General features: G+C 71.1%; 24 protein-coding genes and 1 pseudogene. 9 read left to right on the forward strand and 16 right to left on the reverse strand.

Features of this window, described 5'->3' with window-relative positions; genetic code table 11:
• The first annotated feature begins 60 nt into the window (after positions 1-60).
• Positions 61-2,511, forward strand: a complete 2,451-nt coding sequence (locus ACWEPL_RS16345; protein ID WP_452436617.1) for a serine/threonine protein kinase — start codon at positions 61-63, stop codon at positions 2,509-2,511.
• On the opposite strand, the gene ACWEPL_RS16350 is transcribed toward ACWEPL_RS16345, so the two are convergent.
• The 4 genes from ACWEPL_RS16350 to ACWEPL_RS16365 form a co-directional block, all read right to left on the reverse strand.
• The gene (locus tag ACWEPL_RS16350; protein ID WP_452436618.1) at positions 2,508-3,422 is read right to left on the reverse strand and encodes a pirin family protein; all 915 of its coding nucleotides are present in this window, start codon (positions 3,420-3,422) and stop codon (positions 2,508-2,510) included. The two genes, ACWEPL_RS16345 and ACWEPL_RS16350, sit on opposite strands and share 4 nt — an antisense overlap.
• A gap of 45 nt (positions 3,423-3,467) precedes the next feature.
• Positions 3,468-4,589 (reverse strand): MBL fold metallo-hydrolase, encoded by a 1,122-nt coding sequence (locus ACWEPL_RS16355; protein WP_363968928.1) that lies wholly within the window; start codon positions 4,587-4,589, stop codon positions 3,468-3,470.
• 162 nt (positions 4,590-4,751) lie between these two features.
• The gene (locus tag ACWEPL_RS16360; RefSeq protein ID WP_363968926.1) at positions 4,752-5,486 is read right to left on the reverse strand and encodes a DUF3152 domain-containing protein; all 735 of its coding nucleotides are present in this window, start codon (positions 5,484-5,486) and stop codon (positions 4,752-4,754) included.
• Between the two features lie 62 nt (positions 5,487-5,548).
• Complete coding sequence (locus ACWEPL_RS16365; RefSeq protein WP_363968924.1) at positions 5,549-6,787, reverse strand: NAD(P)/FAD-dependent oxidoreductase; 1,239 nt, start codon at positions 6,785-6,787, stop codon at positions 5,549-5,551.
• 149 nt (positions 6,788-6,936) lie between these two features.
• Between ACWEPL_RS16365 and ACWEPL_RS16370 the strand changes: the two genes are divergently transcribed.
• On the forward strand, positions 6,937-7,833 hold the full coding sequence (locus tag ACWEPL_RS16370) for a hypothetical protein (protein ID WP_452436619.1): 897 nt from the start codon (positions 6,937-6,939) through the stop codon (positions 7,831-7,833).
• A 58-nt stretch (positions 7,834-7,891) separates the two neighbouring features.
• Here ACWEPL_RS16370 and ACWEPL_RS16375 read toward each other — a convergent pair whose 3' ends face one another.
• On the reverse strand, positions 7,892-8,890 hold the full coding sequence (locus ACWEPL_RS16375) for an AraC family transcriptional regulator ligand-binding domain-containing protein (protein WP_452436620.1): 999 nt from the start codon (positions 8,888-8,890) through the stop codon (positions 7,892-7,894).
• A gap of 251 nt (positions 8,891-9,141) precedes the next feature.
• Between ACWEPL_RS16375 and ACWEPL_RS16380 the strand changes: the two genes are divergently transcribed.
• A complete protein-coding gene (locus tag ACWEPL_RS16380; RefSeq protein ID WP_363968918.1) occupies positions 9,142-9,975 on the forward strand; it encodes an oxidoreductase in 834 nt (277 codons plus the stop codon).
• Between the two features lie 33 nt (positions 9,976-10,008).
• On the opposite strand, the gene ACWEPL_RS16385 is transcribed toward ACWEPL_RS16380, so the two are convergent.
• From ACWEPL_RS16385 to ACWEPL_RS16400, 4 genes are all read right to left on the reverse strand, one after another.
• The gene (locus ACWEPL_RS16385) at positions 10,009-10,791 is read right to left on the reverse strand and encodes a MerR family transcriptional regulator (protein ID WP_452436621.1); all 783 of its coding nucleotides are present in this window, start codon (positions 10,789-10,791) and stop codon (positions 10,009-10,011) included.
• A 113-nt stretch (positions 10,792-10,904) separates the two neighbouring features.
• Positions 10,905-12,455, reverse strand: a complete 1,551-nt coding sequence (locus ACWEPL_RS16390; protein ID WP_452436622.1) for a serine hydrolase domain-containing protein — start codon at positions 12,453-12,455, stop codon at positions 10,905-10,907.
• Between the two features lie 556 nt (positions 12,456-13,011).
• Positions 13,012-13,878 (reverse strand): TIGR03620 family F420-dependent LLM class oxidoreductase, encoded by an 867-nt coding sequence (locus tag ACWEPL_RS16395; protein WP_452436623.1) that lies wholly within the window; start codon positions 13,876-13,878, stop codon positions 13,012-13,014.
• A complete protein-coding gene (locus ACWEPL_RS16400; RefSeq protein WP_452436624.1) occupies positions 13,875-14,777 on the reverse strand; it encodes an NmrA/HSCARG family protein in 903 nt (300 codons plus the stop codon). Before ACWEPL_RS16400 ends, ACWEPL_RS16395 begins: the two co-directional genes overlap by 4 nt.
• A 111-nt stretch (positions 14,778-14,888) precedes the next feature.
• Here ACWEPL_RS16400 and ACWEPL_RS16405 point away from each other — a divergent pair, with 111 nt between their 5' ends.
• Positions 14,889-15,488: a TetR/AcrR family transcriptional regulator gene (locus ACWEPL_RS16405; RefSeq protein WP_363980415.1), complete on the forward strand. Its 600-nt coding sequence runs from the start codon at positions 14,889-14,891 to the stop codon at positions 15,486-15,488.
• Positions 15,485-15,634 (forward strand): hypothetical protein, encoded by a 150-nt coding sequence (locus ACWEPL_RS16410; protein WP_363980412.1) that lies wholly within the window; start codon positions 15,485-15,487, stop codon positions 15,632-15,634. Before ACWEPL_RS16405 ends, ACWEPL_RS16410 begins: the two co-directional genes overlap by 4 nt.
• Positions 15,635-15,643: 9 nt before the next feature.
• Here the strand turns inward: ACWEPL_RS16410 and ACWEPL_RS16415 are convergent, their stop codons facing one another.
• Entirely contained in the window at positions 15,644-16,012 is a 369-nt protein-coding gene (locus ACWEPL_RS16415) for a hypothetical protein (protein ID WP_363980409.1), read from the reverse strand.
• Positions 16,013-16,206: 194 nt separating this feature from the next.
• Between ACWEPL_RS16415 and ACWEPL_RS16420 the strand changes: the two genes are divergently transcribed.
• The 3 genes from ACWEPL_RS16420 (at position 16,207) to ACWEPL_RS16430 (ending at position 17,569) form a co-directional block, all read left to right on the forward strand.
• Positions 16,207-16,722: a DUF4158 domain-containing protein gene (locus ACWEPL_RS16420; protein ID WP_363980406.1), complete on the forward strand. Its 516-nt coding sequence runs from the start codon at positions 16,207-16,209 to the stop codon at positions 16,720-16,722.
• A 49-nt stretch (positions 16,723-16,771) separates the two neighbouring features.
• Positions 16,772-16,975, forward strand: a complete 204-nt coding sequence (locus ACWEPL_RS16425) for a hypothetical protein (RefSeq protein ID WP_452436625.1) — start codon at positions 16,772-16,774, stop codon at positions 16,973-16,975.
• Positions 16,976-17,335: 360 nt separating this feature from the next.
• The gene (locus ACWEPL_RS16430) at positions 17,336-17,569 is read left to right on the forward strand and encodes a hypothetical protein (RefSeq protein ID WP_452436626.1); all 234 of its coding nucleotides are present in this window, start codon (positions 17,336-17,338) and stop codon (positions 17,567-17,569) included.
• 94 nt (positions 17,570-17,663) lie between these two features.
• Here the strand turns inward: ACWEPL_RS16430 and ACWEPL_RS16435 are convergent, their stop codons facing one another.
• From ACWEPL_RS16435 to ACWEPL_RS16445, 3 genes and pseudogenes are all read right to left on the reverse strand, one after another.
• Positions 17,664-17,903 (reverse strand): hypothetical protein, encoded by a 240-nt coding sequence (locus ACWEPL_RS16435; RefSeq protein ID WP_452436695.1) that lies wholly within the window; start codon positions 17,901-17,903, stop codon positions 17,664-17,666.
• Between the two features lie 27 nt (positions 17,904-17,930).
• Positions 17,931-18,371 (reverse strand): annotated as a pseudogene (locus tag ACWEPL_RS16440) (class I SAM-dependent methyltransferase); the annotation flags it as partial.
• Between the two features lie 96 nt (positions 18,372-18,467).
• The gene (locus ACWEPL_RS16445) at positions 18,468-18,803 is read right to left on the reverse strand and encodes a hypothetical protein (protein WP_363980400.1); all 336 of its coding nucleotides are present in this window, start codon (positions 18,801-18,803) and stop codon (positions 18,468-18,470) included.
• Between the two features lie 1,527 nt (positions 18,804-20,330).
• On the opposite strand from ACWEPL_RS16445, the gene ACWEPL_RS16450 reads away from it, so the two are divergent.
• The gene (locus tag ACWEPL_RS16450; protein ID WP_452436627.1) at positions 20,331-21,623 is read left to right on the forward strand and encodes an outer membrane protein assembly factor BamB family protein; all 1,293 of its coding nucleotides are present in this window, start codon (positions 20,331-20,333) and stop codon (positions 21,621-21,623) included.
• Positions 21,624-21,814: 191 nt separating this feature from the next.
• Here the strand turns inward: ACWEPL_RS16450 and ACWEPL_RS16455 are convergent, their stop codons facing one another.
• The 3 genes from ACWEPL_RS16455 to ACWEPL_RS16465 form a co-directional block, all read right to left on the reverse strand.
• On the reverse strand, positions 21,815-22,039 hold the full coding sequence (locus tag ACWEPL_RS16455) for an RICIN domain-containing protein (protein WP_452436628.1): 225 nt from the start codon (positions 22,037-22,039) through the stop codon (positions 21,815-21,817).
• A 306-nt stretch (positions 22,040-22,345) separates the two neighbouring features.
• On the reverse strand, positions 22,346-22,957 hold the full coding sequence (locus ACWEPL_RS16460; protein ID WP_452436629.1) for a glyoxalase: 612 nt from the start codon (positions 22,955-22,957) through the stop codon (positions 22,346-22,348).
• A gap of 80 nt (positions 22,958-23,037) precedes the next feature.
• Positions 23,038-23,394, reverse strand: a complete 357-nt coding sequence (locus ACWEPL_RS16465) for a VOC family protein (protein ID WP_452436630.1) — start codon at positions 23,392-23,394, stop codon at positions 23,038-23,040.
• Positions 23,395-23,547: the final 153 nt, after the last annotated feature.

Here is a 23,547-nt window from a genome sequence, read left to right on the forward strand (position 1 = left end):
GGGAGGAAGGCTCACGATTGATGTAAGCCGTTTGCAAGATTCGGCGCTCATAATGCGCGCATGCCGCCGATAACTGAACTCAGAGCAGGAGATCCCTCCGGTCTCGGAGGCTACGAGATCCGGGGACGGCTGGGAGAAGGCGTTCAGGGTGTCGTCTATCTGGGCGTCGACGAGCAGGGGAGGCAGGCGGCCGTCAAATGGCTGCGGCCTGAGCTGGCGGGTGACGGGGCGGCGGCGGAGCGGTTCGCCAGGGAGGTGGCGGCGGCGCGGCGGGTGGCGCCGTTCTGCACCGCGAAGGTGCTGGACAGCGGCGTGCACGAGGGCCGCCCGTACATCGTCAGCGAGTACGTGGACGGCCTGGCGCTGGAGCGCGCGGTGCGCGAGGAGGGGCCGCGCACCGGGCCCGCGCTGCACCGGCTGGCCATCGGCACCGCCACCGCCCTCGCCGCGATCCACCAGGCGGGCATCGTGCACCGCGACTTCAGCCCCGGCAACGTGCTGCTGGGCAGCGAGGGGCCCAGGGTGATCGGTTTCGGGATCGCCAGGGCGCTCGACGTGACCTCGGGCGACACGACCGTGCCGGTGGGCGATTCGGCGTTCCTTGCGCCCGAGCAGCTTTTGGGGGATCCCGCCGGGCCGGCGGCCGACATGTTCGCCTGGGCGTGCACCGTCGTCTACGCGGCCTCCGGTGCGGGGCCGTTCGCGGGCGGCACCTTGCCCGCGACCGTGCAGCGCGTCCTCAACGCCGAGCCGGACCTGGGGCGGCTGGCGGGGACGTTGCGCGAACTGGTCGCGGCCTGCCTGTCCAAGGACCCCGGGCGGCGGCCGACTGCCGAGCAGGTGATCCACCGCCTCCTGGAGCACCCGACCTCGAACCCGGACGCCCTCCACCAGACCGCCGCCGCCTTCGGCGCCACCCCTCCGACGGGTGGCGAGCCTTCGGCCGGGGACGGGTCGCCGTTGGGTGGCGCGACCCCGCCGGGTGGCGCGGCTCCGGTGGGTGGGTGGTCCCAGGCGGGCGGGGCGCCTTCGGCGAGTGGCGAGGTGCCGGGTGGTGGTGCGGGCTCGGTGGGAAGCGGGGGTTCGGGGGGTGGGGGGTCTGCGTGGCGGGCGCCGGGCGGTGATCGGGCCGGTGGGTCTGGGCCGCAGGCGTGGGCCGGGCAGCCGCCGCACCCCCAGGCGCCGCACCCCCGGCAGCCGTATCCCCAGCCGCCGCACCCCCAGGCGCCGTACCCCCAGCAGCCCTACCCTCAGCCGCCGTATCCCCCGCCGACCCCGCCGCCGCCCCCGGGTCAGTATCGGCCGTTGGGCGGGGATCAGCCGCCGCCGCCCGGCGCCCGGCCGGGGTTCGAGCCGCCCGCCCCCTTCCAGCAGCCGGGCACCCCACCCAGAGGCATCCCGTACGGTGGCCCGCCCCCGCGCCCGTCCGGCGGCAACCGGAAGAACTGGCTGATCGGCGGAGCCATCGCGGGCGTGGCGCTGGTGGCGGCGATCGCCATCGTCGTGGTGACCGTCATCAACCTGCCGCCCAAGCCGCAGGCGCTCCCCACCCCCGTTCCGAACACCGCGACCGCGTCCCCGAGCCCCACCGTGTCCCCGGTCCCGACCGCGAACCTCACCCCGGTCCGGCTCCCCGACACCGACGCCACCGTGTACGAGAGCCCGGACGACCCGGTCAGGCTGACGACGTACATGGTCAAGGACACCAAGACCAAGGACTGGGTGTACTACGCCCGCGACTCCCTGACGGGAGGTTTCACGAAATATCAGGACCAGTGGGAGAGCATGCTCTCCCCGGACGGCCGCTACCTCGCCCAGCGCGGCAAGAACTTCATCGACCACTACGACTCCGTGGAGGTCACCGACAAGACGACGGGCGAGCGGTTCTCGGTCAAGACCTCGCGGCAGCCGCTCAGCGCGTACATCCAGGCCTGGTCCCGCGACAGCACCCGCGTGCTGCTCAACGTCGGCAACCCCGTCAAGGACACCTGGCAGTCGACCGGCTTCGCCATCGTGGACGTGACCACCAGGAAGGCCACGGTCGCCTCCCTCAGGGAGAGCTCGCTGAAGGACATCAGGTACGGCTTCGACGACACCGACACCGGCGTGGTCGCCATGTCGATCGACGCCGAGCAGCAGGCCCTGCGCTTCTTCGACGCGAGCGGCCTGCGCGTCCGCCGCATCCCGAACGTCGGCGCCGGCATCGCCGACGAGCTGTTCTCGCCGTCGGGCAGGCGGTTCGTCACCGACTGCCCGGGTCTGGAGAGCGGCAACAACTGCGTGTACGACAGCCGCACCGGCGCCGAGGTGAAGCGGATCGAGTCGGCCTGCGGCGGCCTGGCCGCCTGGTTCGACGACGATCACCTGCTCTGCTGGGTGCGCCCGGACGGCAGCTCCGACAAGCAGCAGGTCCAGGTGATCGACTTCACCGGGAAGATGGTGCGCCTCCTGGCCGAGGTACCGACCAGGGGCGACGACATCGAGGTCGTCTACACGTTCAGGAAGGGCTAGCGCACCCGCCCGCGCGGCTTCAGCCGGATGGCGGGCAGGACGGGCGCGGGGAGCGGCGCCCCGTCGAACCCCTCGACGGCGCCGAACCCCTCGCCCTCCATCCAGTCCTCGCGGAACGCGGCGATCTCGTCGTGGGAGTGGCCGACGAAGTTCCACCACATGACGATCTCCTCGCCGAAGGGCTCGCCGCCGATCAGCAGGACCCGGCCGCGCCCCGACAGCCGCAGCGCGGAGCGCCCCGGCGGCAGGTACACCAGCGGCCCCGGCTCCAGCTGCTCGACCGCGCCGTCGAGCAGCAGCACGCCGTGCTCGAACCCGGGCGAGAGCGGCACCTCGCACGTGCCGTCCACCGCGATCTCGGCCCCCACCAGCGGGCTGAACGCGGTGGCCGGCGATTCGACCCCGCCGAGCGACCCCATGGCGACGATCGCCTCGAAACCGGGCCCCGCGAGCACGGGCAGCGCCGGATGGTGTTCGAACGCGGGCCCGGTGTGCCGGTGCTCGCCGGGCAGCGCCACCCACAGCTGCACCCCGTGCAGCACCGTCTCCGGCGACTCCTCCGAATGGGAGATGCCCCGGCCGGCGGTCATCAGGTTGAGCTGGCCGGGGCGGATCTCCTGAAGGCTGCCGAGGCTGTCGCGGTGCAGCACCTCGCCCTCGACCAGCCAGCTCACCGTCTGCAGCCCGGTGTGCGGGTGCGGCGGCACCCGCATCGTGGCGCGCTGGGGCCCGTAGGCGTCCACGAAACACCATGCGCCGATCATGCGCCGGTGCACGCCCGGCAGCGTCCTGCTCACCATCATCGCGCGTGGCCCGCCCAGCGGCACCTCGCGCCCCACCAGCACCTCGCCGTCCGCGCCCGCCTCGGTGCCGCAGCGGATCTCCTGCGGGTCAAGCTCCAGGTTGCTCACGCCATGACTGTACGGGCAGCGGGGGCGCCGCCGGCGGGCAGGGGCTCAGCCGAGGATCTCCCACCAACCCTCCACCACCTGGGCGGCGGAGGTGTCGACGGCCTCGCCGGGCCGGGGGACGGCGATCTTGACGTCGCGTGCCTTGGACTCGCGCCACAGCCGTTCCACCGGCTCGGACCACGGGTGCAGGGCCAGCGTGAAGGTCGCCCAGTGGACGGGGAGCAGCAGCGAGCCGCCGAGGTCGAGGTGGGCGTTGACGGCCTCCTCCGGGTTCATGTGGATGTCGGGCCAGGCGGGGCTGTAGGCGCCGATCGGCATCAGCGTCAGGTCGAACGGCCCGTGCGCCGACCCGATGCCCCGGTAGCCCTCGAAGTATCCGGAGTCGCCCGCGTAGAAGACCCGCTTGTTCGCCCCGGCCACCACCCAGGATCCCCACAACGTGTCATTACGGGTGAAGGCCCGGCCGGAGAAGTGCCGGGCCGCCGTGGCGACGAAGCGCAGCCCCGCCACCTCGGCCTCCTCCTCCCAGTCGAGCTCGATGATCCGGAACGCCGGCACGCCCCACCGCTCCAGGTGCGCCCCGATGCCCAGCGGCACCAGGAACGGGGCCTTCTGCGTCCTGAGCAGCGTGCGCACGGTCGCCAGGTCGAGGTGGTCGTAGTGGTCGTGCGAGATCGCGATGGCGTCGACCATCGGCAGCTCGCCGAGCTCGACGGGCACCGGGTGGTGCCGCTTGGGGCCGACGAACTGCGACGGCGAGGGTCGGTTGCTCCACACCGGGTCGAACAGCACCCGCTTGCCCTCGATCTCCACCAGCGTCGAGGCGTGGCCGTACCAGATCGCGCGCACGCCGTCGGCCGGCGGCGGGCCGGACGGCGGGACGCGCAGCGGGATGGGGCCCGCGGGGCGGCGCTGCTCCTTGTTCTTGGCCAGCTCGCCGAGCAGGCCGGCGGGCGGGGCCGTCATCATGTTGGTCGGCTCCGGCATCGGGTTGAAGAACGTGCCGTCCCTGAACTGCCGCGAGCGGCGCATCCGCGCCGCCCGGTCCGGCCCCGACGTCAGAGGCCGTACGCCCAGCTCGGCGGGGACATCGCGCAACGCCCAGCCCGCAGCCGCCAGGGCCACGCCGCCCGCGAGGACCCGCCGTGCCGTACGCATTCCTGCCATCAGCCACACTCCCCTGGAAAGTCTGTGCATCCCGCTCAACCGAGCGGGATTCCCCGGTGTTCCCGTCCTACGATATATCGCGATAGGTCAGGTTGCTTCGATCGTTTCGCCGACGCTCCCCAGCGTGCGGCGACCTCATCGACCGGAAGAACCTACCGGTCGTCATCCTCGCGCCTCGCGGCAGCCCCTGCCGTCACCGGGCGGGGTGTCGCCGCACCCGGGTTCACGGCCCCGGTCGGGGAAGGGCCACGGGTTGGGGCGGCAGCGGTCCAGCGACTTCGACTGCTGGGTCATGACGGGGGCGAGGCGGCCGGGCCCGGGACAGGGCTCGTGGCCGTGCCCCAGGCTGTGCCCGACCTCGTGGCTGATCAGGTAGGCCCGGTACGCGGTCAGGTCGCCGCGGTACTGCGGGACACCCTTCGCCCAGCGCAGGGCGTTGATGACCGAGCGGGTGCCGTTCCAGCAGGACAGCTCGCCCCCCGTGCGCAGGGGCTCGCACTGGAGGGTCGTGAGCAAGGGACTCGACAGGGCGACGCGGACCTGCACCGGGCCGTGGTCGACGCGTTCGAAGCGCGCCCAGCCGCGTACGTCGTTGAGCACCCGATGCACGTCGGCGGCGAACGCGGCCGGCTCGAACGGCAGGCCGGACTCCACCTCCACCAGGTACCGCACCACCTCCCCGGCCCCCGGCCGGGCCGGCGCGCCGCCGGGCACGACCGCGTACCGGCCCGAGGCGGCGTACGGGACCCACACCTCCTTGGCGGGCGGGCGCTTCCTGGGAGTCGGGGAAGGACGACTTGGTGGGGGCGAGGGCACGGGCGCAGGTAGGGGGGCGGGCGGCGCGGAGGCGCAGGAGGTCACCAGCAGGAGCAACATCCAGAGAGCGAGCAGCGGCAACGCGGCCTCCCCACGGCGTCACGGTGGGGAGGAATCTGATGTTACGTGAGTGCTTGCTGTGATTATCCGACGGCGGGCGCGTACGGCGTGATGTCGATCGGCGGCTCCTCGCCGAGCGCGAGCGCGGCGGCGATCTCGCCGGTGAACGGGCCCGCCGTCAGCCCGTACGCGCTCAGGCCCGTCGCCACCACCACGCGCCCGGTCAGCGGCCCGATGAGGGGGGAGCCGGGGGCGTACACGGGACGCAGGCCGACCCTGGTCTCCGCGACGGTCGCGTTGAACAGGCCGGGCGCCACCCGCAGCCCCGCCTGGATCACCTCGTCCAGCCCGCCCAGCGTGACCCGCGGGGCGAACCCCACGTCCTCCACGGTCGCCCCGATCACGACGCGGGAGTCGGGGAAACCCAGCAGGTAAGGCCCGACCCTCGGCAGCACGATCGGCCACCACGCGGTGTCCACGCCCTCCAGCGTCACGTGCATGATCTGCCCCCGCCGGGGGAACACCGGCAGCTCCACGCCCAAGGGCCGGCACACCTCGCCCGTCCAGGCCCCGGCGGCCACGATCACCATGTCGGCGTCGAGCGGCTCGCCCTCGCCGGCGAACCGGCGCGCCCCCGTCGGCACGGGAGGCTCGGCCGCCCGCGCGGTGGGCGCGCCCTGCCGCCAGGACCCGCCCTGATCGAGGGGCTCGTCGGGCACGCCCGCGGCCGCGTGGGCCGGGATCCACGGCTCGCCCTCGGCGTGTGCCTCGCCGGCCGGGGCGTGCACGAACACCTCACCGCCCGGGGTGAGCCGCGCGGCGCCCACGCGTACCTCCGCCCCCTGCGCCACGGCGGCGCGCAGGAGCTCGTCGCGGACCGAGCAGCCGTCCACGCGCGCCGCGCCCGGCACGAGGATGGCGCTCAGGTCGTCAGACAGCGGCGGGAACAGCTCGGACGGGGTCGCCACGTCGACGACGTCGCCCATCTCGGGCGCGCCGGCGTGCCGGCGGCGCAGCAGCGCGCGCACCGGCTCCAGATCGACCGGATCGGCGGCGACCAGCAGCGCGCCCACCTTGGCGTAGCCGATGTCCTCGCCCAGCGCCTCCACCAGCCCCGGGTAGCGGCGGGTGCCCTCGCGGGTCAGCTGATACCAGTCGTCGTCCTCCGGGTGGTCCACCCACGGGCACACGATGCCGGCCCCCGCCTGGGTGGCCTCGCCCGGATATCCGCCGTCCACCACGGTCACCGCGGCGCCCCGCCGGCTCAGGTAGTAGGCCGCACCGGCCCCGACGATGCCGCTCCCGATCACCACAACACGCATGCGTCCCATGATCCCAGTCCGCCTGGCCTCGGCTGATACGGGGATCGCCCCCTTACCTACCGCATACCCCCGCGCGGGCCTCTCAGTGCTCGGGCATGTCGCTCGGGGCGGGGGCTGGCGCGGGGGGCCCGGACGGTTATGGTCAGCGCATGGATGTCGCCGTCACGAGGATCGACCTGCCGTGGCCCGCCCGGGTCGCCGCGTCGGACGGGACCACGGTCTGGTGCTCGGCGGCCGGCCGGATGCGGGTCTACACCGCCTCCGGCACACCGCTGGACGGCGGCGAGTCGGTGCGGCTGCCGGAGCTGAGCTCCCTGGCGGCGGTCCCGGCGACCGTGCCGCGCACGGCGGGCCTGCCGGGCACGTTGCCCGAGACCGTGGTCGTGCCCAGGACGTTCGCTGGGCCGCCCCACCTGGGCTCGTTATCCGAAAGCCCGCTGCGGGGAACGCTGGCGGGGACCGCGGAGGGCCGGGTCCACTGGCTCGATCCCACCGGCGCCCCGCTCGCCGACGCGTCCTTCGACGGCCGCGTGCTGGCGGGCGGCGGCGAGATCTGGGCCGTCGGCGCGGAGCGGGCACGCAGGCTGACCGCGCCCGGCGACTTCGGCGAGCCGGTGGAGTTACCCGGCCTGGACCAGTGCGCGGTCGAGGGCGAGCGGCTGTGGTGGACGTCGAAGCGGGACACCTGGCTGCGCGGCGGCCCGCGGGAGGTGGACCTCTGGACCCGCGAGCGCGGCGGCATGACCGTCTGCGCGGGTTCCCTGTGGATCAGCGTGGCGGGCGGCCTGGAGCGGGTGTCCGCCTGGTCGGGGGAGCAGCGCCGGTTCGTGAAGGTGCCGAAGGGGCCGGTGCCGTTCCTGGTCTGCGCGAACGGGGTGCTGGCGGGCGGGGAACGCGACCTGTTCGTGCTGGATCCGGCCGTGGGGCCCGCCCTCCGCGTGGTCCGGCTGGGGCTGAAGGCCCGCCTGGCCTTGGTGGTCGCGGCCGGCAAGCACATCTGGGCCTTCCCCGCCGACCGTCCCCAGGCGCTGATCGTGCCGTTGTGAGCGGCCGGTGCCTCCGTAGCCGAACTCATGCCTCCCGGCCGGGCGGCACCGGATCCGGTCAGGCACCGGTGGCGGCGGTGGCTCGGAGGGTGTCCGGGGTTGTCCCGGTCCAGGTGCGGAACGCCCGGTAGAAGGAGTTGGAGTCGTCATAGCCCAGGAGGTAGGCGATTTCGGCGGTGCGCATCGCGCTGTGGCTCAGATAGTGGCGGGCGAGGTCCTCGCGAGTGCTGGCGAGGACTTCTTGGAAGGTGGTGCCCTCGAGTTGCAGCTGTCGCTGCAGCGTGCGCGCGCTGACGGCGAGATGGCGGGTGACCTCCGTCATGGAGGCGCCGCCGGCCGGCAGCGTCTCGTGCAGGGCCGCGCGCACGCGGTCGGCGACGCTGGCCGCGGCCTGCAGGTCGGAAAGGCGTCTGCGCAGTTCGGGTGCGAAGAAGCGCCACATCTGCTCGTTCTCGGTCAGGAACGGGCGGTGCGCGTCGTGGCGGTCGAAGGTGATGGCGTGGGCGGGCCCGGTGCGTACGCGTACCCCGAAGAAGCCCTCGAGTGCGAGGCGGTCTGCGGGTGGTTGCGGGACGCTGACGTCAACCGGCCGTACGTGGTGGCGGGTCGCGATCCGGGCCAGGGCGGCCCAGAACACCAGCTCGGCCGTGGCCAGCAGCTGCGGCGGGGTCATGCCCGCAGGCCAGTGGCAGGTGATCGTCAACCCGTCGCCGCCCTGGTCGAGCTCCAGCCGCATGGGGCCGATCAGCGGCTTGTACGTCGCGATGCGCTGCGCGGCGGTCGCGAGGTCGGCGCTGCACAGAGCGGCGAAGATGGGCGGGTTGAACATCTCGACCGAGATCGACCGGCCGATCGCGACAGCGAGATCGCGATCGCCGCCCTCGGCGTCGAGCGCCTCCCAGAACCGGAAGTACTCCTCGGGCGCGAGGGCGATCGGCCCGCGGCCGAACAGGTCGGTCGGCAGTTGGGCGCGGCGCAGCACGCGCGTCGGCGATACGCCGAGATCGTTCAGCAGCGCCTTGATGCTCGGGTCGAGGGTGAATCGCCGGCCGCTCATCGGTCCAGCCTAGAGGCCGCGAGCTCCGATGGTACTTACGGATCACGCCACCGTGCTTGCCGATCACGTCACGGTGTGCAGTGGCGCCAGATGCAAGTGGATCGGCGCGGTGTGCTAGTCGATGAGCCCGGATGGGCTCCTAGCGTTGGTGGCGAAGGTCGAGATCCCCTCGGAAGGCCGGCGGGAGCGGCACGACGGGTGCGCCCGCGCGCCGACGACAACCGAGCTCCGACACGTTAGAAGGAACCACCATGGCAACCAAGGTCGCACTGGTCACCGGCGCCTCCTCCGGCATCGGCGAGGCCACCGCGCTCAAGCTCCACGAGGCCGGCTACACCGTCTACGGCGCAGCGCGGCGGGTGCAGCGCATGCAACACCTCGCCGAGTCGGGCATCCGCCTGCTCGCGATGGACGTGACCGTCGACTCCTCCATGCAGGACGGGGTCGAGAAGATCATCGCGGCGACCGGCCGGATCGACGTGCTGGTCAACAATGCCGGCTACGGCTCCTATGGCGCGCTCGAGGACGTGCCCATGGACGAGGCCCGCGACCAGTTCGAGGTCAACGTCTTCGGCGCCGCGCGCCTGACCCAGCTGGTGCTGCCGCACATGCGCGCGCAGCGGTCGGGCACGATCGTGAACATCACCTCCATGGGAGGCAAGATCTACACCTCCCTCGGCGCGTGGTACCACGCCACCAAGTTCGCGCTCGAGGCGATCAGCGACTGCCTGCGCATGGAGGTCAAGCCCTTCGGGATCGACGTCGTGGTGGTCGAGCCGGGCGGCGTCAAGTCCGAGTGGGGCGGCATCGCCGCGCAGAAGGTCCGCGCCGTCTCCGGCACCGGCCCTTACGCGCCGCAGGGCAACGCCGTGGCCGATTCGCTCAGCTCCGAGGCCAACGAGGGCCGCCTCTCGGCACCCGAGCTGATCGCCAAGACGATCGTGAAGGCCGTCAAGGCGCGCCGTCCCAGGACGCGGTACGCGGTCGGCTTCGCCGCCAAGCCGATGATCTTCCTGCACGGTGTGCTGCCCAACCGCACGTTCGACGCGTTCATGCGCCGGGTCACCGGTGTGCCCGCGTCCTGAGGCACGGCGGACGACGTTTGCGGCACGGCGCGGTCAGTGGGTGCCTGGTCTGGGGATATGGATGCCGGCGGCGCGGAGCTTGGTCTCGACGAGTGCGACCCCCCGGGCCGCGGCCGATCCCTGCCCTTCGCCGTGGAGAGCGATCAGCTTGTACCGGGTCGCGGCCTCGGTGCGGGCTTGCAGCCCGGTCACGATCTTCAGGTGTGCGGGGTTGGCGAGGAAGTGGTCGGCCATGGCGGTGGCGAGCTCGGCGATGCGCGGGTCGTCCGGTTCCCAGGCCGCGGCTTCGGCGCCGCGCTTGATCAAGGCGACGAACCGGGTGTCGTCGAGGGCGTGCTCCACATGGCTGAGGTAGTCGTCGAAGCCCTCGGGGACCAGGGCCCTGGCCAGTACCCAGCCCTCCCTGGTGGCCGCCACCTCCTCCGCGGGGAAGCCGAGGCCGGACAGCCGCTCCAGCAGCGCCACGGCACGGTCGGGCAGCAGGGCCCGGTCCCCGTCGGCGAGCCGGCGCAGCGTGTCACGGCGCGCGATCAGCTCCTCGATCCGTTCGGTGAGCTGCCGCTCGACGTCGGCGAGTGCGGCGGCGAACAGCGCGGGGTCGGCGTCGAGCATCGGCGCGATCTCGGCCAGCGGCACTCCGGCGCCGGCCAGCGTCCGGACCTGCACCAGCCGCAACAGCTCGGCCGATCCGTACCTGCGGTAGCCGGAGCTGTCGCGTTCCGGCTCCTTCACCAGGCCGAGCTTGTGGTAGTGCCGCACCGTCTTCACCGTGACGCCGACGAACGCCGCCGCCTGCCCGATCGTGACTCCGTTCATCTGCGCAATCCTGCCTTGCGCTCGAGCTCGGCGACCAAGCAGGTCACGGCCGAGCATGTGGACGGGCCACGCCGAGCTCGTCGAGCTCGGCGTGGCCCCTTGAGGCGTACGGGTCACAGGTGCTCAGCTCGTCGGCCGAACACCTCGTTGAGGAGCCTCTGCTGGGCCTTCTGGAACGCCGCCGCGATGGACAAGCCGGCGTCGTCCACGCAGCTCAGTGCGGCGGTCAGGGTCTTGCTGCCGTCGGGGGTGCTGTACATCAGCGCCGCGTGGCCCACGGCGGCGCCGTTGTGGGAGATGACCGTGCCGCCGTCGTCCGTGGTCACCACGAACACTCCCAGGCCGTAGTCCATGTTCGGGATGCCCGTCGGGTGCGGGGCGCACATCTCGGCCAGCAGCGGGGCCGGCAGGAGCTTGCCGCCCAGCAGCGCGGAGACGAACGTGTGCAGGTCCTGGGTGGTCGAGATCATGTCACCGCCGGTGGAGATCCAGGAGGGGTTCTGGCGGGTGATGTCGATCGTCTGCTGCTCGCCGGCGTCCTCGTACCGGTAGTAGGCGTGCGCGTGCGGCTCGGGGATCTCCGGCGAGGCGTCCGGCACCACGGTGCCCGACAGGTCGAGCGGGCCCAGGATCCGCCGCCGCATCTCCTCGGCCAGCGAGCGGCCGGTGACCTTCTCGATCAGCAGCCTGGCCAGCACGTAGTTGGTGTTGGAATAGCTCCAGCCCGTCCCCGGCTCGAACCGCGCCGGCTTGGACAACGCCAGCTCCAGCAACTCCTGCGGCCGGTAGGTCTTGAGCCGGTTGTCCACCCACTCCTTGCCCGTGGTGCCGTAGGGGATGGGGATCCCCGGCACGACCGTCCCGTCGTCGTAGACCTCGCCGGTGAAGTTGAACAGCCCGCTGGTGTGCTGCAGCAGCATCCGCACCGTGATCCGCCGGTCCAGCCCGAACTCGGGCAGGTAGTCCGCCGCCGGGATGTCGAGCCCGAGCCTGTCCTCGGCCACCAGCAGCAGCACCAGGGTCGCGGTGAAGGTCTTGGTGTTGCTGCCGATCCGGACATGCCCGTCGATCGGCGGCTTGGCGGTCCCGCCCAGCTCGCGTGCCCCGGCGCTGCCGGCCCACTCGCCGCGCTCATCGTGCACGCGCAGCGACACCCCGACGAATCCGGACTCGACGATCTCCTCGATCGCCTTCCGCAGCTCCGGGCGATCCTGCCCGGCCGCAGCTTCCGGTACGGCCCCGCTGTCCGCGGTGGCTGCCCCGGCGGCGTCGAGGGCTTCGGTGATCTTGCGGGCCATCGCGGCCGTGGCGGGGCTCGGCGGGCCCTGGTGCGTCTGGGCGGTCTCGACAGCGATGAGAACGGTGCTGCGGAAGTTGCCGGCCTCGGCCGGGTCCTGCTGCTTCAGGAGGTTCATGGCCGTGGTCAGGGCCGGCAGCACGCGGTTGGCGATCTCGGCCACGGACTTGCCGGCCAGGTCCCTGCCCTTGGGGTAGTCGGCGAGCACATGCCCGATCAGGCCGGTGGCCGAGCCCAGCGCGATGCTGCCAGTGGTGGCGATCTTGTGGGGCTTGCCGGCGGCGCCGGCCGCGGCCATCAACGCCACGGCGCCGTACGCGGCGATCCGCAGGGTGCTCTTGTCCTGGTCGGAAAGTGTGATCGTCATGGTGGTCTGCCCTTCAAAGGCGTTAGGTCCGGGTCGGCGTCTCGCCGCTGCGCCGAGCTTCCACCCTGACCCAAGGTCAACCTCAACCGTGATCTAGCTCACATCTGCATTGGGGTTTGAGACAGCTTCGGGTGGAGGAAGCCGTCACCCGCCGGGTGACAGTGGCATCTCGCACCTGCGAAGGCATGGCCCTGGCGAAGAAGAACGGCAAGGTCAAGGGCGAGCAACCCAAACTGCCCGACGCTCCATCCGCCGCCGCTACGCCGGGGGCGAGGTCTTTCGGGCGGACCTGGCCACCGAGTACAGCGTCGGCCGCTCCACCATCCACCGCATCATCCACGGCCAGCCGACAGACAGACCTAAGCGGCCTCACGATCCACCAGAGCTCACGCTCTACGTTGCCCCTGGGCACAGCCATAGGAGTCCCGGTCCTACATTGCGGCTCGCCGGGGCTTCAGGAGTTCCAGGCCAACCCGATGCGAACCGTCGCCGTCCCGCACAAGATCATTCTCTTCGATGACGGCTGTTCCTGGGTTCCTCGACCCCGGGACCCCGTTCACAGCAGCAGCGTGGCGAGATCTTCCCATTGACGCAGTGGCGGCCGGTCCGGTGTGGCCGTGAGCACGTGCAGGCTGACGTGATCCGCGCCGGCCTCGAGGTGCTCGCCGACGCGGCGGGCGACGTCCTCGGGGCCGCCGGTCGCCACCAGCGCGTCGACCAGCCGTTCGTCCAGTGACTCGGGGTCGTCGAAGCCCAGATCGCGCAGCGGCGTGAGCCGGTTGGGCAGGGCGGCGGCCGCGTGGGCGCGGGCCAGCTCGGCCGCGCGGGGACGAGACGGGTCGAGGACGGCGAGCTGGGTGACCGCGAGCAGCGCCCGCGGCCCGAGCAGGCCGCGGGCGTGGCGGGTGTGCGCGACCGGCATGCTCAGCGGGTGGGCTCCCGCGGCTCGTTCGGCGGCGAGCTTGAGCATCTTCGGGCCCAGCGCGGCCAGGACCCGGGGCCCCGCCGGGACCGGCGGGCCGAACGGGGCGGCGTCCATCGCGTCCAGGTAGGCGCGCATGGTCGCGACCGGCGGGCCGAAGCGATGGCCGCGCATGTCGGTGACCAGGGCGGGGTGGCCGACGCCGAGGCCGAGCAGGAACCGCCCGGGGAACGCCTCGGCGAGGGTGCGCTGCGCGGCCGCGGTGGTGATGGCGTCACGGGCGTAGATCCCGGCGGCGCCGGTGGCGACGACGGTCCGCCGGGTGAGCGACAGCAGCAGGGCCGCCTGCGCCATGGCCTCGCGGCCGGTCGTCTCGGGGAACCACAACGCCGGGTAGCCGAGGTCCTCGACGGCCGCGGCCGCTTCGCGCAGGACGGGGGCCGGGTGGCGGTCCAGTTCGCCCGCCCAGATGCCGACCTGTCCGAGTTCGGGTGCGGTCATCGGGCGCTCTGGGCGGTCAGGAAGCCGTCGATCGCGGCCGCGCCGGTGCGGGCCAGCCAGGTGCGCAGATCCATCAGCCCTGGGTGCAGCGCGCGGGCGAAGGAGACGTCGGCGCGCCAGCCGCGTTCGTTGAGCCAGGTGTAGGCGAAGGCGAACTCCTCGCCGGCCCGGGCGATCACCTCGATCGGGATCTGTACGTAGGGCAGCGGCCGGCCGATGGCCTCGGACATGGCCGCGGCGATCTCCAGCGGGGTCAGCTCGTCCCCGGCCAAGTCCACCGCGCGGCCGATCCACTCCTCCGGCCGGGCTAAGGCCAGGGCCGCGAAGGCGCCGACGTCGTCGACGGCCATGATCTGCTGCGGTACGGCCGGGTCGAACGCGGTGGTCACGGCGCCGTCGTGCAGGTGGTAGGCGCCGGTGTAGTTCTCCATGAACGAGACCGGGCGCAGGAAGGTCGCGGGCAGGCCCAGCCGGGTGATGTGCTGTTCGATCCGCCACTTGCTCACCACGTTCTGCGGCAGCTTCTCGGTGTTGTGGCGGCCCGCGCCGGCGACGGAGGCGTAGACCAGGTGGCGCACGCCTGCGGCGTGGGCGGCGTCGGCGACGTTGCGGCCCCAGGCGACCTCGTGATCGGCGGTGAATCCGGCTGGGGTGCCGGGGGAGCCGACGGTGGGCTGCACGCTGAACAGACCGTAGGCGCCCTCGGCCGCGGCGGCGAGGGAGGCGGGGTCGTCCATCTCGGCGCGTACGAGCCGGGCGCCCGCCTGCTCCAGCGCCCGGGCCCCGGCGGCGTCCGGGTCGCGCGTCACCGCTCGTACGCGCCAGCCGTCGGCGAGCAGCCGGGCCGTCACGGCGCGGCCCTGCAGGCCGGTCGCCCCCATCACGACGATGGTCTTCACGATGCTGTCTCCAGAGGTTAGGGGCCATCCAGCTAACCGGGGTGGCCCTCCGGTTCTGGGTGAGTACGATATGGAGGGCCACCCCGTTTTTGCAAGCCCGCTGGAGACCACATGCCGCACGACAGCCGTACGACGTCGCCCACGCGGCCGATGCGCGCGGACGCGCGCCGCAACTACGACCGCATCCTGGCCGCGGCCGCCGAGGCCATCGCCGAGCAGGGAGCCGAGGCGTCCCTGGAGGAGATCGCCCGGCGCGCCGGCGTCGGCTCGGCCACGCTGCACCGGCACTTCCCGGCCCGGCAGCAGCTGCTGGAGGCCGTCTTCCGGGACAAGGTCGAGGCCCTGTGCGCCACCGCGGCCGACCTGGCCGGCGACCCGGACGCGGGGCACGCGCTGGTGACCTGGCTGGGCGCCGTCGCCACGCACGTCGTCTCCAACCGCGGCCTGGCGGCCTCGCTGATGCGGGGCGCCCACGACGGAGACCCCGCCCTGGGCACCACCTGCCACACGATGATCGTGAGCGCGGGCGATGACCTGCTGGCCCGCGCCCGCCGCGCGAACACCGTACGGGCTGACGTGGCCATCGTCGACCTGCTCACCCTCGTCAACGCCATCTGCCTGGCCGTCGAACACGAACCCGACGGCGCGGCCCAGGCCCACCGGCTCCTCGACCTCGCCCTCACCGGAGTGGGCCCCACGGGGGAGATGTGACGCCGGACGGCCGGTGCGGCGTACGTGCCGCCGAACCGGCCGTCATCGAGGAGGCCGCCACCTACGCCTCCTCACCCACAGAGGTCGCCGGCCACGTCAGCCCCGGCGAGACCGGGCACCGGCCCGCGCCCCCGTCGTATCGGTGAGTGGAGGGTTCAGCGGGCCATCGTGCTGCCCACCAAGGCCACCACGCCGTAGCCAAGGGTGCTACTGAGCGTGAGGATCCCGGCGATCTGCCCGAGCTCGCCGAGACCGAAGAACGGAGCCACGGGCACCAGCACCACGCACAAGGCCACAGCGGCAATCGGGCCGGCCATCGCCACGAGCCACCAGAGCGGCAGCCGGGTCAGCCAGGACAGGCCGGCGCCCAGCGGGAAGGAGACCAGCGCGCTCAAGGTGAGGGCGGGGTTTCCAGGGTTGTCCTCGTCGCCCACGAACGCGCCGATGAAGACGGCGGACGCGACAAGACCCACCCCAAGACCGACCAGCGCCGCCCTGGCCGCGATGCAGACGATCTTCTTCATCGGCCCAGTCAAGCACATGGCCCCGTAGACAACGACAAGGCCGAATTAGGCCTGCAAAACCGTCATGGCCGAGCATTCTGCACAATCAAGATCGGAGCATGATCATTTCCGCTGCGGTTCATACGGTCCTGACCGGTGGCTGTGTGGGGGTGGTCGATGTCGACCCGGATGTTCTTCGAAGACCAGCTGGAGCGTTGCGCTCGTACCCCGACATCGGCCGGGACGATCTGATCCGGTACTTCACCCTGACGCCTGCCGACGTCGCCTTCATCGACCCGGGCCGCGGCCGGGGCCCGACCGACCGCCTCGGCTTTGCCGTCCAGCTCGCCACGTTGCCCTGGTTGGGGTTCGTACCGGACGAGGTGGTGATGCTGTTCGACCAGGCCGTGTCGGCCCGCGAGTCCCGCGCGAAGACCAAGACCGACGAGGCGTTGATCGAACGGGCCAAGGCGGGTGAGGCCCGCCAGCTGCTCCTTGAGGTGATCTTGCCGGTGCTGGCCGACCCGTCCATCCCGGACGAGCAGATCGGCGGGCTGCTGCGCAACACGATCGGGATGAGCAAGCTGCGCGAGGTCGTCACAGAAGGCTGGAAGAAGCTGCCCCGCGATCATGGGCGGCTGTCGGCGCTGCACGCCTCCCACACCTACCTGCGCCAGTTCACCCCGCAGGTGCTGGCGGCGATCGACTTCAAGGGCGGCACGGCGACCTGATGGAGGCGGTGGCCATCTTGAAGCGGCCGAATGAGGGGGCGGCCGGAAGGTGCCCGAGAGCGCCCCGACCTCGTTCGTGCGGGCCCGGTACGCCGAGTACCTGGCCAAGGCGCGCAAGGACGGTGACGAGACCGCCTACCGCCACTATCGGGAGCTCTGCACAGTGCTGGCCTGCGCGACGGGCTGCGCTCCGGCAACGTGTTCGTGCCGCTACGCCGACCCGGCCACCTACCTGTATACGCCCGAGCAGTGAGCGCCGCGGCGCGCCGACTTCTGCAAGCTGGTCGGCAAGCCCGCCGACGCGGCCGAGGCGATCGAACAGGGCAAAGCCGAGCTGCACGCCGCGCTGACTGACCTGGACGCCACCCTGGCTCAGGCGCTGCCGGAGGACACCCGAGCTCCGCGTGCTTGTCCAGCAGGACGCGGGCGCGGTCGTAGCCGAGGCGGGCGCGGCCGGTGTGCGGGCAGATGCCGGCGGCGGCCGGGCGGCGGTCCGGGACGGGGCGGCGTACGGAAAGGAACAGCGGACCGTGCGTGCGCGTGCTGCCGTTCGGGAGCCGGAGGAGCCGGGGCAGCAGGTGGGCGGTGCCGCTGTCCCAGGTACACCCACTCGGTGGCGCCGCCCTTGGACCGGACGGGGGGCGCGGCGGTGCTCCAGGTCGAGGTCTTCGACGTTCAGGGTGAGGATTTCGGCGGGGCGGGCGGCGGTCTCGTACGGCATCCGCCGCAGCGTCTTCTCGCGCAGCGGGATGTCGCGGCGGGACAGCAGCCGGTGGATGGTGGTCTTCGTGACCGCGCGGGTCTCGTCGGCGCTCTCCTTGCGGCGTTCGGCGTCGGCCGGGACTGACGGGGCGGCCCAGTGCTTCTTGGCCTGGCACCAGATCAGCCAGGAGGTGACGGCGGCGCGGTTGCGGTTCCAGGTCGCCGGCGCGCTCGCCCCCCTACGGCTCGGTGAGCGCGGTGCCGATCTCGGCGAGCGGCCGGTCGCGGTCGAGCAGCGCGGCGACGCGGTCGATGGCCGAGGCGTAGGCGCGGTGGGTGTTGGGGTTGGCCGTGCGCGGGGTGGTCAGGAAGGCGTCGGCGATCTTGGCGAGGCTGACGCCTCCGCCGCGAAGGGCGGTGACCTTCGGCGCGGCGCTCATGCCGACGACCGAAGCGTCAGGGAGGTCGAGATCGGTCATCGACCCCACCTCGAACCGCAGATGGGGGTGGTCACGTCGGGCCGCTTCGATCATCGTGGGAGAAAGGTCGATGCCGAACGTGTCGAGGCCCAACTCCTTCAGGTGAGCCGTGACATGCCCGGGTCCGCAACCAAAGTCGCCGGGCAACTCGTCGTCCCGGTCCTGGTGGCCCGCTCGGAGGGCCGCCTGGACGAGACCGTCTTCAAGGCCCCGCCCCAGCTCGCTCGACCGCGAGCCGGCCGGGACGCTGCGGACACCGGAAGCGGCCGTGGCCTGACCTCCGGAAACGAAGGGCGGGAACCGTACGGTCCCCGCCCTTCGTCCTGCCTGGAGGACCCCTTGCCGACCGCCTGGCCCTATGTCCGGAAGCAGCTGCGCTCCCTTGTCGCCGCTCAGATCACGCTGACAAAACGCCCGATTCGCGACTCTGCGGACCAGCTTTTCCAGCCGAAGCCGCCGGCCTGTCACGGGTTTCCTGGCAGCTACGCGGACGAGACGAGCTTTCGATCAGCCATTACGTCACGCCCTCGCCCTCCGTCCTGCTGGGCGCACGGAGGGCTGAGGTCAAAGGGCGACGGTCCACGCGTCAACGACATGGCAGCCATTTGGTTGCCCATAGACCGAGGAAGTCGGCCCGAACTGCTGTTCTGTGCTTTTGTACACCACCGGGCCGTCGATGTTTCTGGTGTACGGCCAGTGGGCCGAGTTGCATTCGACCACTACGCGATAGTTGCCGTAGCCTTCGTAGCAGGTGGTTTGTCCCACGTTGCGGGTGGTATCGACGTATGGCTCGCAACGCCATACTTCAGCCTGAGCAGCTGGAACCCCCAGCACGGACGTGAGACAGAGGACCGTGCCAAGCATTGCCGTGCTGATCATTGCCTTTTTGACAGGCTTCATATTTTCCTTACTCGGCGGGATCGTGGACTTACCGCGTTCCGCACCCAGATCGCATGGCCCGTCGCGGAACGCCAGGAACGGCCATCCCCCTCATCGGGCTGCTGGGTGCACCTTAAATTGAACCGGGGAGCATGGCCTGCGACTATCCGGGCCGCGTCCCAAAGATCGCGCTTTTCGGATAGAAGCACGGCCTTGCCGGAGTACGACAGGCGGAAGATGAACAGGTAACAGACCGTGAGTTCCCCGGCCAGGTTGATGATGACGTCGCCGAAGTCGACCTCGGCCTCCACGCCGGGCCGATGTTCCTGATCGATGGGGACTTCGGGAGGGGATCGGCCAACCTCCACCCGGATCGCAGGACGCCGCCAGGCCACTTAGGCGCAGACTGTCGAGTAGGAGATCCCCTCCATGTCGTGCTCGATGACCAGCCGGTCATAGATGCGCCTCCTGGTGTGCCGCGGTTTGCGCGGAGTATCCAAGTCCTCTCGCAGCATCCGGTCGGTGGCCGATTTGAACGCATCCAATCGCGAGCGACGGGGCGGCGGCTTCTTCCGCGGCTGTGGCCAAGGCGATGTCAGCGCCTCGCGCACCGTCCTGACCAGGAGCACAAGCAGCGCTCACCACAACACCTGCGGTGGGGCCAAAAGCTATCGGAACGTCATCAGCTGGCTGCACTGTGCGGTGAAGGTGGGGCCGACCCACACGCGTAGAACAAGACTGGCCCTAAACCAATCCACGGACCAGTCTTGGGCGGCTTCGACGGCGGCATTCCCGAAGAGGACATCCTCGCGTTCAGTCAGGAAGCGCAGGGGCGGGGGAAGCGGGACCGGCGTGGTGGTCCGATTCTCGGACATGCTGTCACCATGGCCGCTTCGCGGACGGCGCCCTTCCCCGGTCTCCTGCGTCGTATCTCGCTGGTCTGCCACAGGCGGGGTTCAGAAACACGGCTCGATGCACCTCTGAGGATTCCGGACCCATGCACAAGGGATGACCGATACCGCGGCACAGCCGCCGCTGCCGGGGAACGCCGACCACCTCCTGGTGATCACCGCGCTTGAGGGACAGGGCCGCGAACCTCTCGCTTATGGCCGCCCGGTTCAGGACCGTGCCTTACATACCTGACAAGATCATCTCGCCCTGACCTGCGAGAAGGGGCAAAGAGCCCAAGATAACGATTGGACGAGCGGGAGTGGGCGATCCGCACCGGCGCTCCTCGGGGAAGGACGAAGCCCCGTTCTACTTGTCGGAAAATACTGTCGCCAATCGGAACCCGCAATGGCCCGCCAGGAGTGGTGTTTGTCCTCCTATACCCGTTTCTCAGGGCCAGGTGAGCGCCCGGAGGGCCCCTATCGGCAACCACCGCATGGCGATCGTGAGGCCGTTCCGGTGCTTGAGAGGTGACCTCGGTGCTGGTCATCCGGTGGCGGGTGCTCGGCGTCGGATTCGGGGCGGACGCCGAACGGGCCGGCCCGCGCGAACCGGTAGTTTGCTGCATTGGCGAACGTGAATGCCGACGATGAGGATGCGATGCGATTTATCACGGGAATCGTGCTGGTACTGGCGGCGGTTGGCGGGTGTACGTCCACGCCGATCACGCCGATCGAACCGGTGGACCCCGGTAACCGCTTCACGTCGAGGCCGCCGGTCGACCTCAAGTCCATCGACCCGCCCACCCGCTTCAACGCCGCCGCCGCCGCGCCGCTGGAAGTCTCTACGAATGCGGATGAGGTGCTGCTGCACGGCACCACGGCGGTCGTCCCGATCCATGGCAGCAAGCCGACCGTCTCCTCCGGGGAGGAGATCCGCCTGATCGACACCCGCACCAACAACGTGCGGGAGGTCATCAAGCCGACCTACCCGCAGCCGAAAATCGGCACGGTGATCGCGCTGCCGACGCTCACGTCCGTCCGAGGCCGGCCGACCGTGCTCGCGCCGTTCCTTGGCGAGGCACCGGGACAGGGCACTACCCCGGGCCGTCCGCTGGTCGAGGTCGTCTCGATCGACCCGGAGAGCGGGAAGACCGACTGGCGTACCGAGATCCCCATCGAGGGGTGGACCGGGACGGGCCGGTCGAGCGGCGTCGAGGTCTCGTTCGCGGGTGTGGCCGACGGGGTGGGGGTCGTTCGGATCGTGGACCCGTCGCTGTCGGCTCGGCGCGGCGACACGTACGCGCTGGACCTGAGTAGCCGCAAGGTGCGGTGGAGCATGCGCGGGTTCGAGGCCCGCGCCGTGGCGGCGGGGATGGTCACGGGCCAACAGCCCGGAACCGGGCAGACGCCGAAGGTCCAGGTCCGCGGGATCGACGCGCGGACCGGCCGGCAGCGATGGGCGTCGCCCCGCGACGCCTACTCGGTCGAGGTATTCCCGGCCGGCCCCTCCAAGGCAGTCGTCCGAGGACGCACCGACCCGGGCGGGAAGAAGTACGTCGAGGTCGTGGAGATCACAACGGGACAGGCGGTGACCGTCACCGAGGAGAAGTCCGGTAAACCAGCCCCGCATCCGTTGAATTGCCTGTACGACGAGCAGGCCATCGCAGTCTGCTCAGGCGGTGACTGGGTCGGCGCGCTCGACGCGCAGACCGGCTCGTGGCTGTGGTCGATCACGAAGGGCGGCGGGCGACTGGTTCCCCTCGTGACCGGAGCCTGGCATGGGGTCGTCTACGGAAGAACCGCCAACGGGCCCGTCGTCCTCGATGGCAGGACCGGAACGGACCGGGAGACCCAACCGGGAGTCGCACCGTCAGTGGTGAACAGCTCCATGGCGATCGGCCCGTGGCCCGGCGGCGGCCTCGGGTCGAGCAGCTACCCGGTGATCGGCTGAGCTTAGACGGATCGCCGTGTACTCGTCGTACTGCCTGGGCACGGCATGGACTGGTCGAGCCCGAGCTCGGCGCAGCTGATGGCGATACTGCGGTGGCCGGTGGACGAGCCCACGGCGCCGCGGTCGCGCCGGCCGGGGGCCAGGGCGCATTACCGCAGCGAAAACACCGCGAACAAGATCGTGGGGAGCGGTCAGGAGTTCTTGTCGTGGTGCTGCCTGCAGCTCGAACTGGTGAACCACCGACTCCCGCCGTTGGAAGCCGACACGCTCATACAGTCGGTTGACGGCATGTTCCGAAGCCACCACCGGCGGCCGGGGCCATCTCGATCCAACTCCCACGTCTGATTATCGCCGCCGTTGGGCGCCCACGCTTTGTACCGGTGTCCGCGTTCACCAGCACGTAGACCCCCCGGCATGAGGCATGTAGATGTCCTTTCCGAACCACAGGTCGAGGCGAGACGGCCGAGCAGAATCGGCCGCGAACCCACATGCCAGAAGCATGTTGATCAAACTAGGGTCTGGCCGCCATCGCCAAGGCGGCCTGGAGCCCGGAGGCGGACCGGGCGACCGGCTACCGCATCGCTTCCGGCAAGGTCGGCCAGGTGGAGACGGTGGTAGACGCCGACCAGACCTTGCCCACCGAAGATCAGCGAGCCCATCCACCTGCACGGGAATACCTGTACCTGCGTGGGGAGGCTGTCGAGGTCGCCCCGCCGCGTGCCTCACACGGATGCGGCCTCCCAGACGAACCCGTCAGGGTCGGTGAAGGGCCCGGCATCGCCGCCGATCACGATCCGGTGCGATCCGGTGCCCTCCTGGGAGACGCCGGTGTCCTTGGCGAGGGCGCGGCGCGGGTAGAGCGCCAGCGTGACGGCCGAGGACGGGGTGTCGAACTCGACGTACTTGCCGCCGAAGCTCTTGGCCACGGCCAGGCCGCGCTCGACGTAGAACCGCTTGCTCGCCTTGACGTCCACCACGCCCAACAGGAGCGCGACCTGATCGATGTGCCGGGCGGCAGGTCCGGTGTCCTTCTTCTTCGAGGACGCGATCTTGCAGATCGTCCCATCCGGGGCGCGTACGACGCCGCCGTAGCCCCAGAATCCCTTCGTGGCGGGCTTCAGTGTCGTGGCGCCGGCATTGAGGGCGGCGTTGACAAGGGCATCGACGTTGCCCGGCTGGGAGGCCACGAGGGACAGTGCGAACCCGCGGAAGCCGGTCGTCGCCGCGCCGGAGGCGCGTACGTTCACGTAAGCGCCCAGGCCGAAGGCTTGGTAGAAGGCGCCCGCGGCCGTGGGGTCGGGAACTTCCAGGGTGACGGATTCGAAGGAGGTCATGGCAGGTCCTTTCAGCGAGGTGGGTTCGTCGTCTTGTCGGCGGCCGCTACGCCGCGGATGGGGCTGGGACAGGTCGGCGCTCACCGGTCCTGCAGGAGGCCGAGGACATTGCCGTCGGGGTCGATCACGGTGGCCACCTGGCGGCCGCCGCCGACCTCGTGCGCGGCCTCCTTGACGGTGGCCCCTGCGGCGATCACCTCGGCCAGCTTCGCCTCGATGTCCGTCACGTGCCAGTAGGCCACCGGTGAGGTCATGCTCTGCGGCCCACCGCCCGGCACCAGTCCGATGTGCTGGCCCTCGGCCTCGAAGCCGACGTAGTAGGACGAGTCGGTCTGCGGCTCCATGCCGAGCAGGGCGGCGTACACCGCCTTGGCCTTGGCCAGGTCGGACACGGGGTGCAGCATGGTCTTGATCCCGTGGGTGGAAGAACCGGTCATGGTCACTCCTGTAGTTGTGGGTCATATCGACCCGCTGTGTGCGCATCCACAGCTTTCCTCCCGGCCTGACCGGTCCACATCCGTGGCGACCACGGAACCCGGCCACGGATCGACGGCACGGATCGCGCACGGTGGCCATTGCGGATTGGAGCA

The sequence above is a fragment of the Nonomuraea sp. NPDC004186 genome (genome assembly GCF_053603495.1).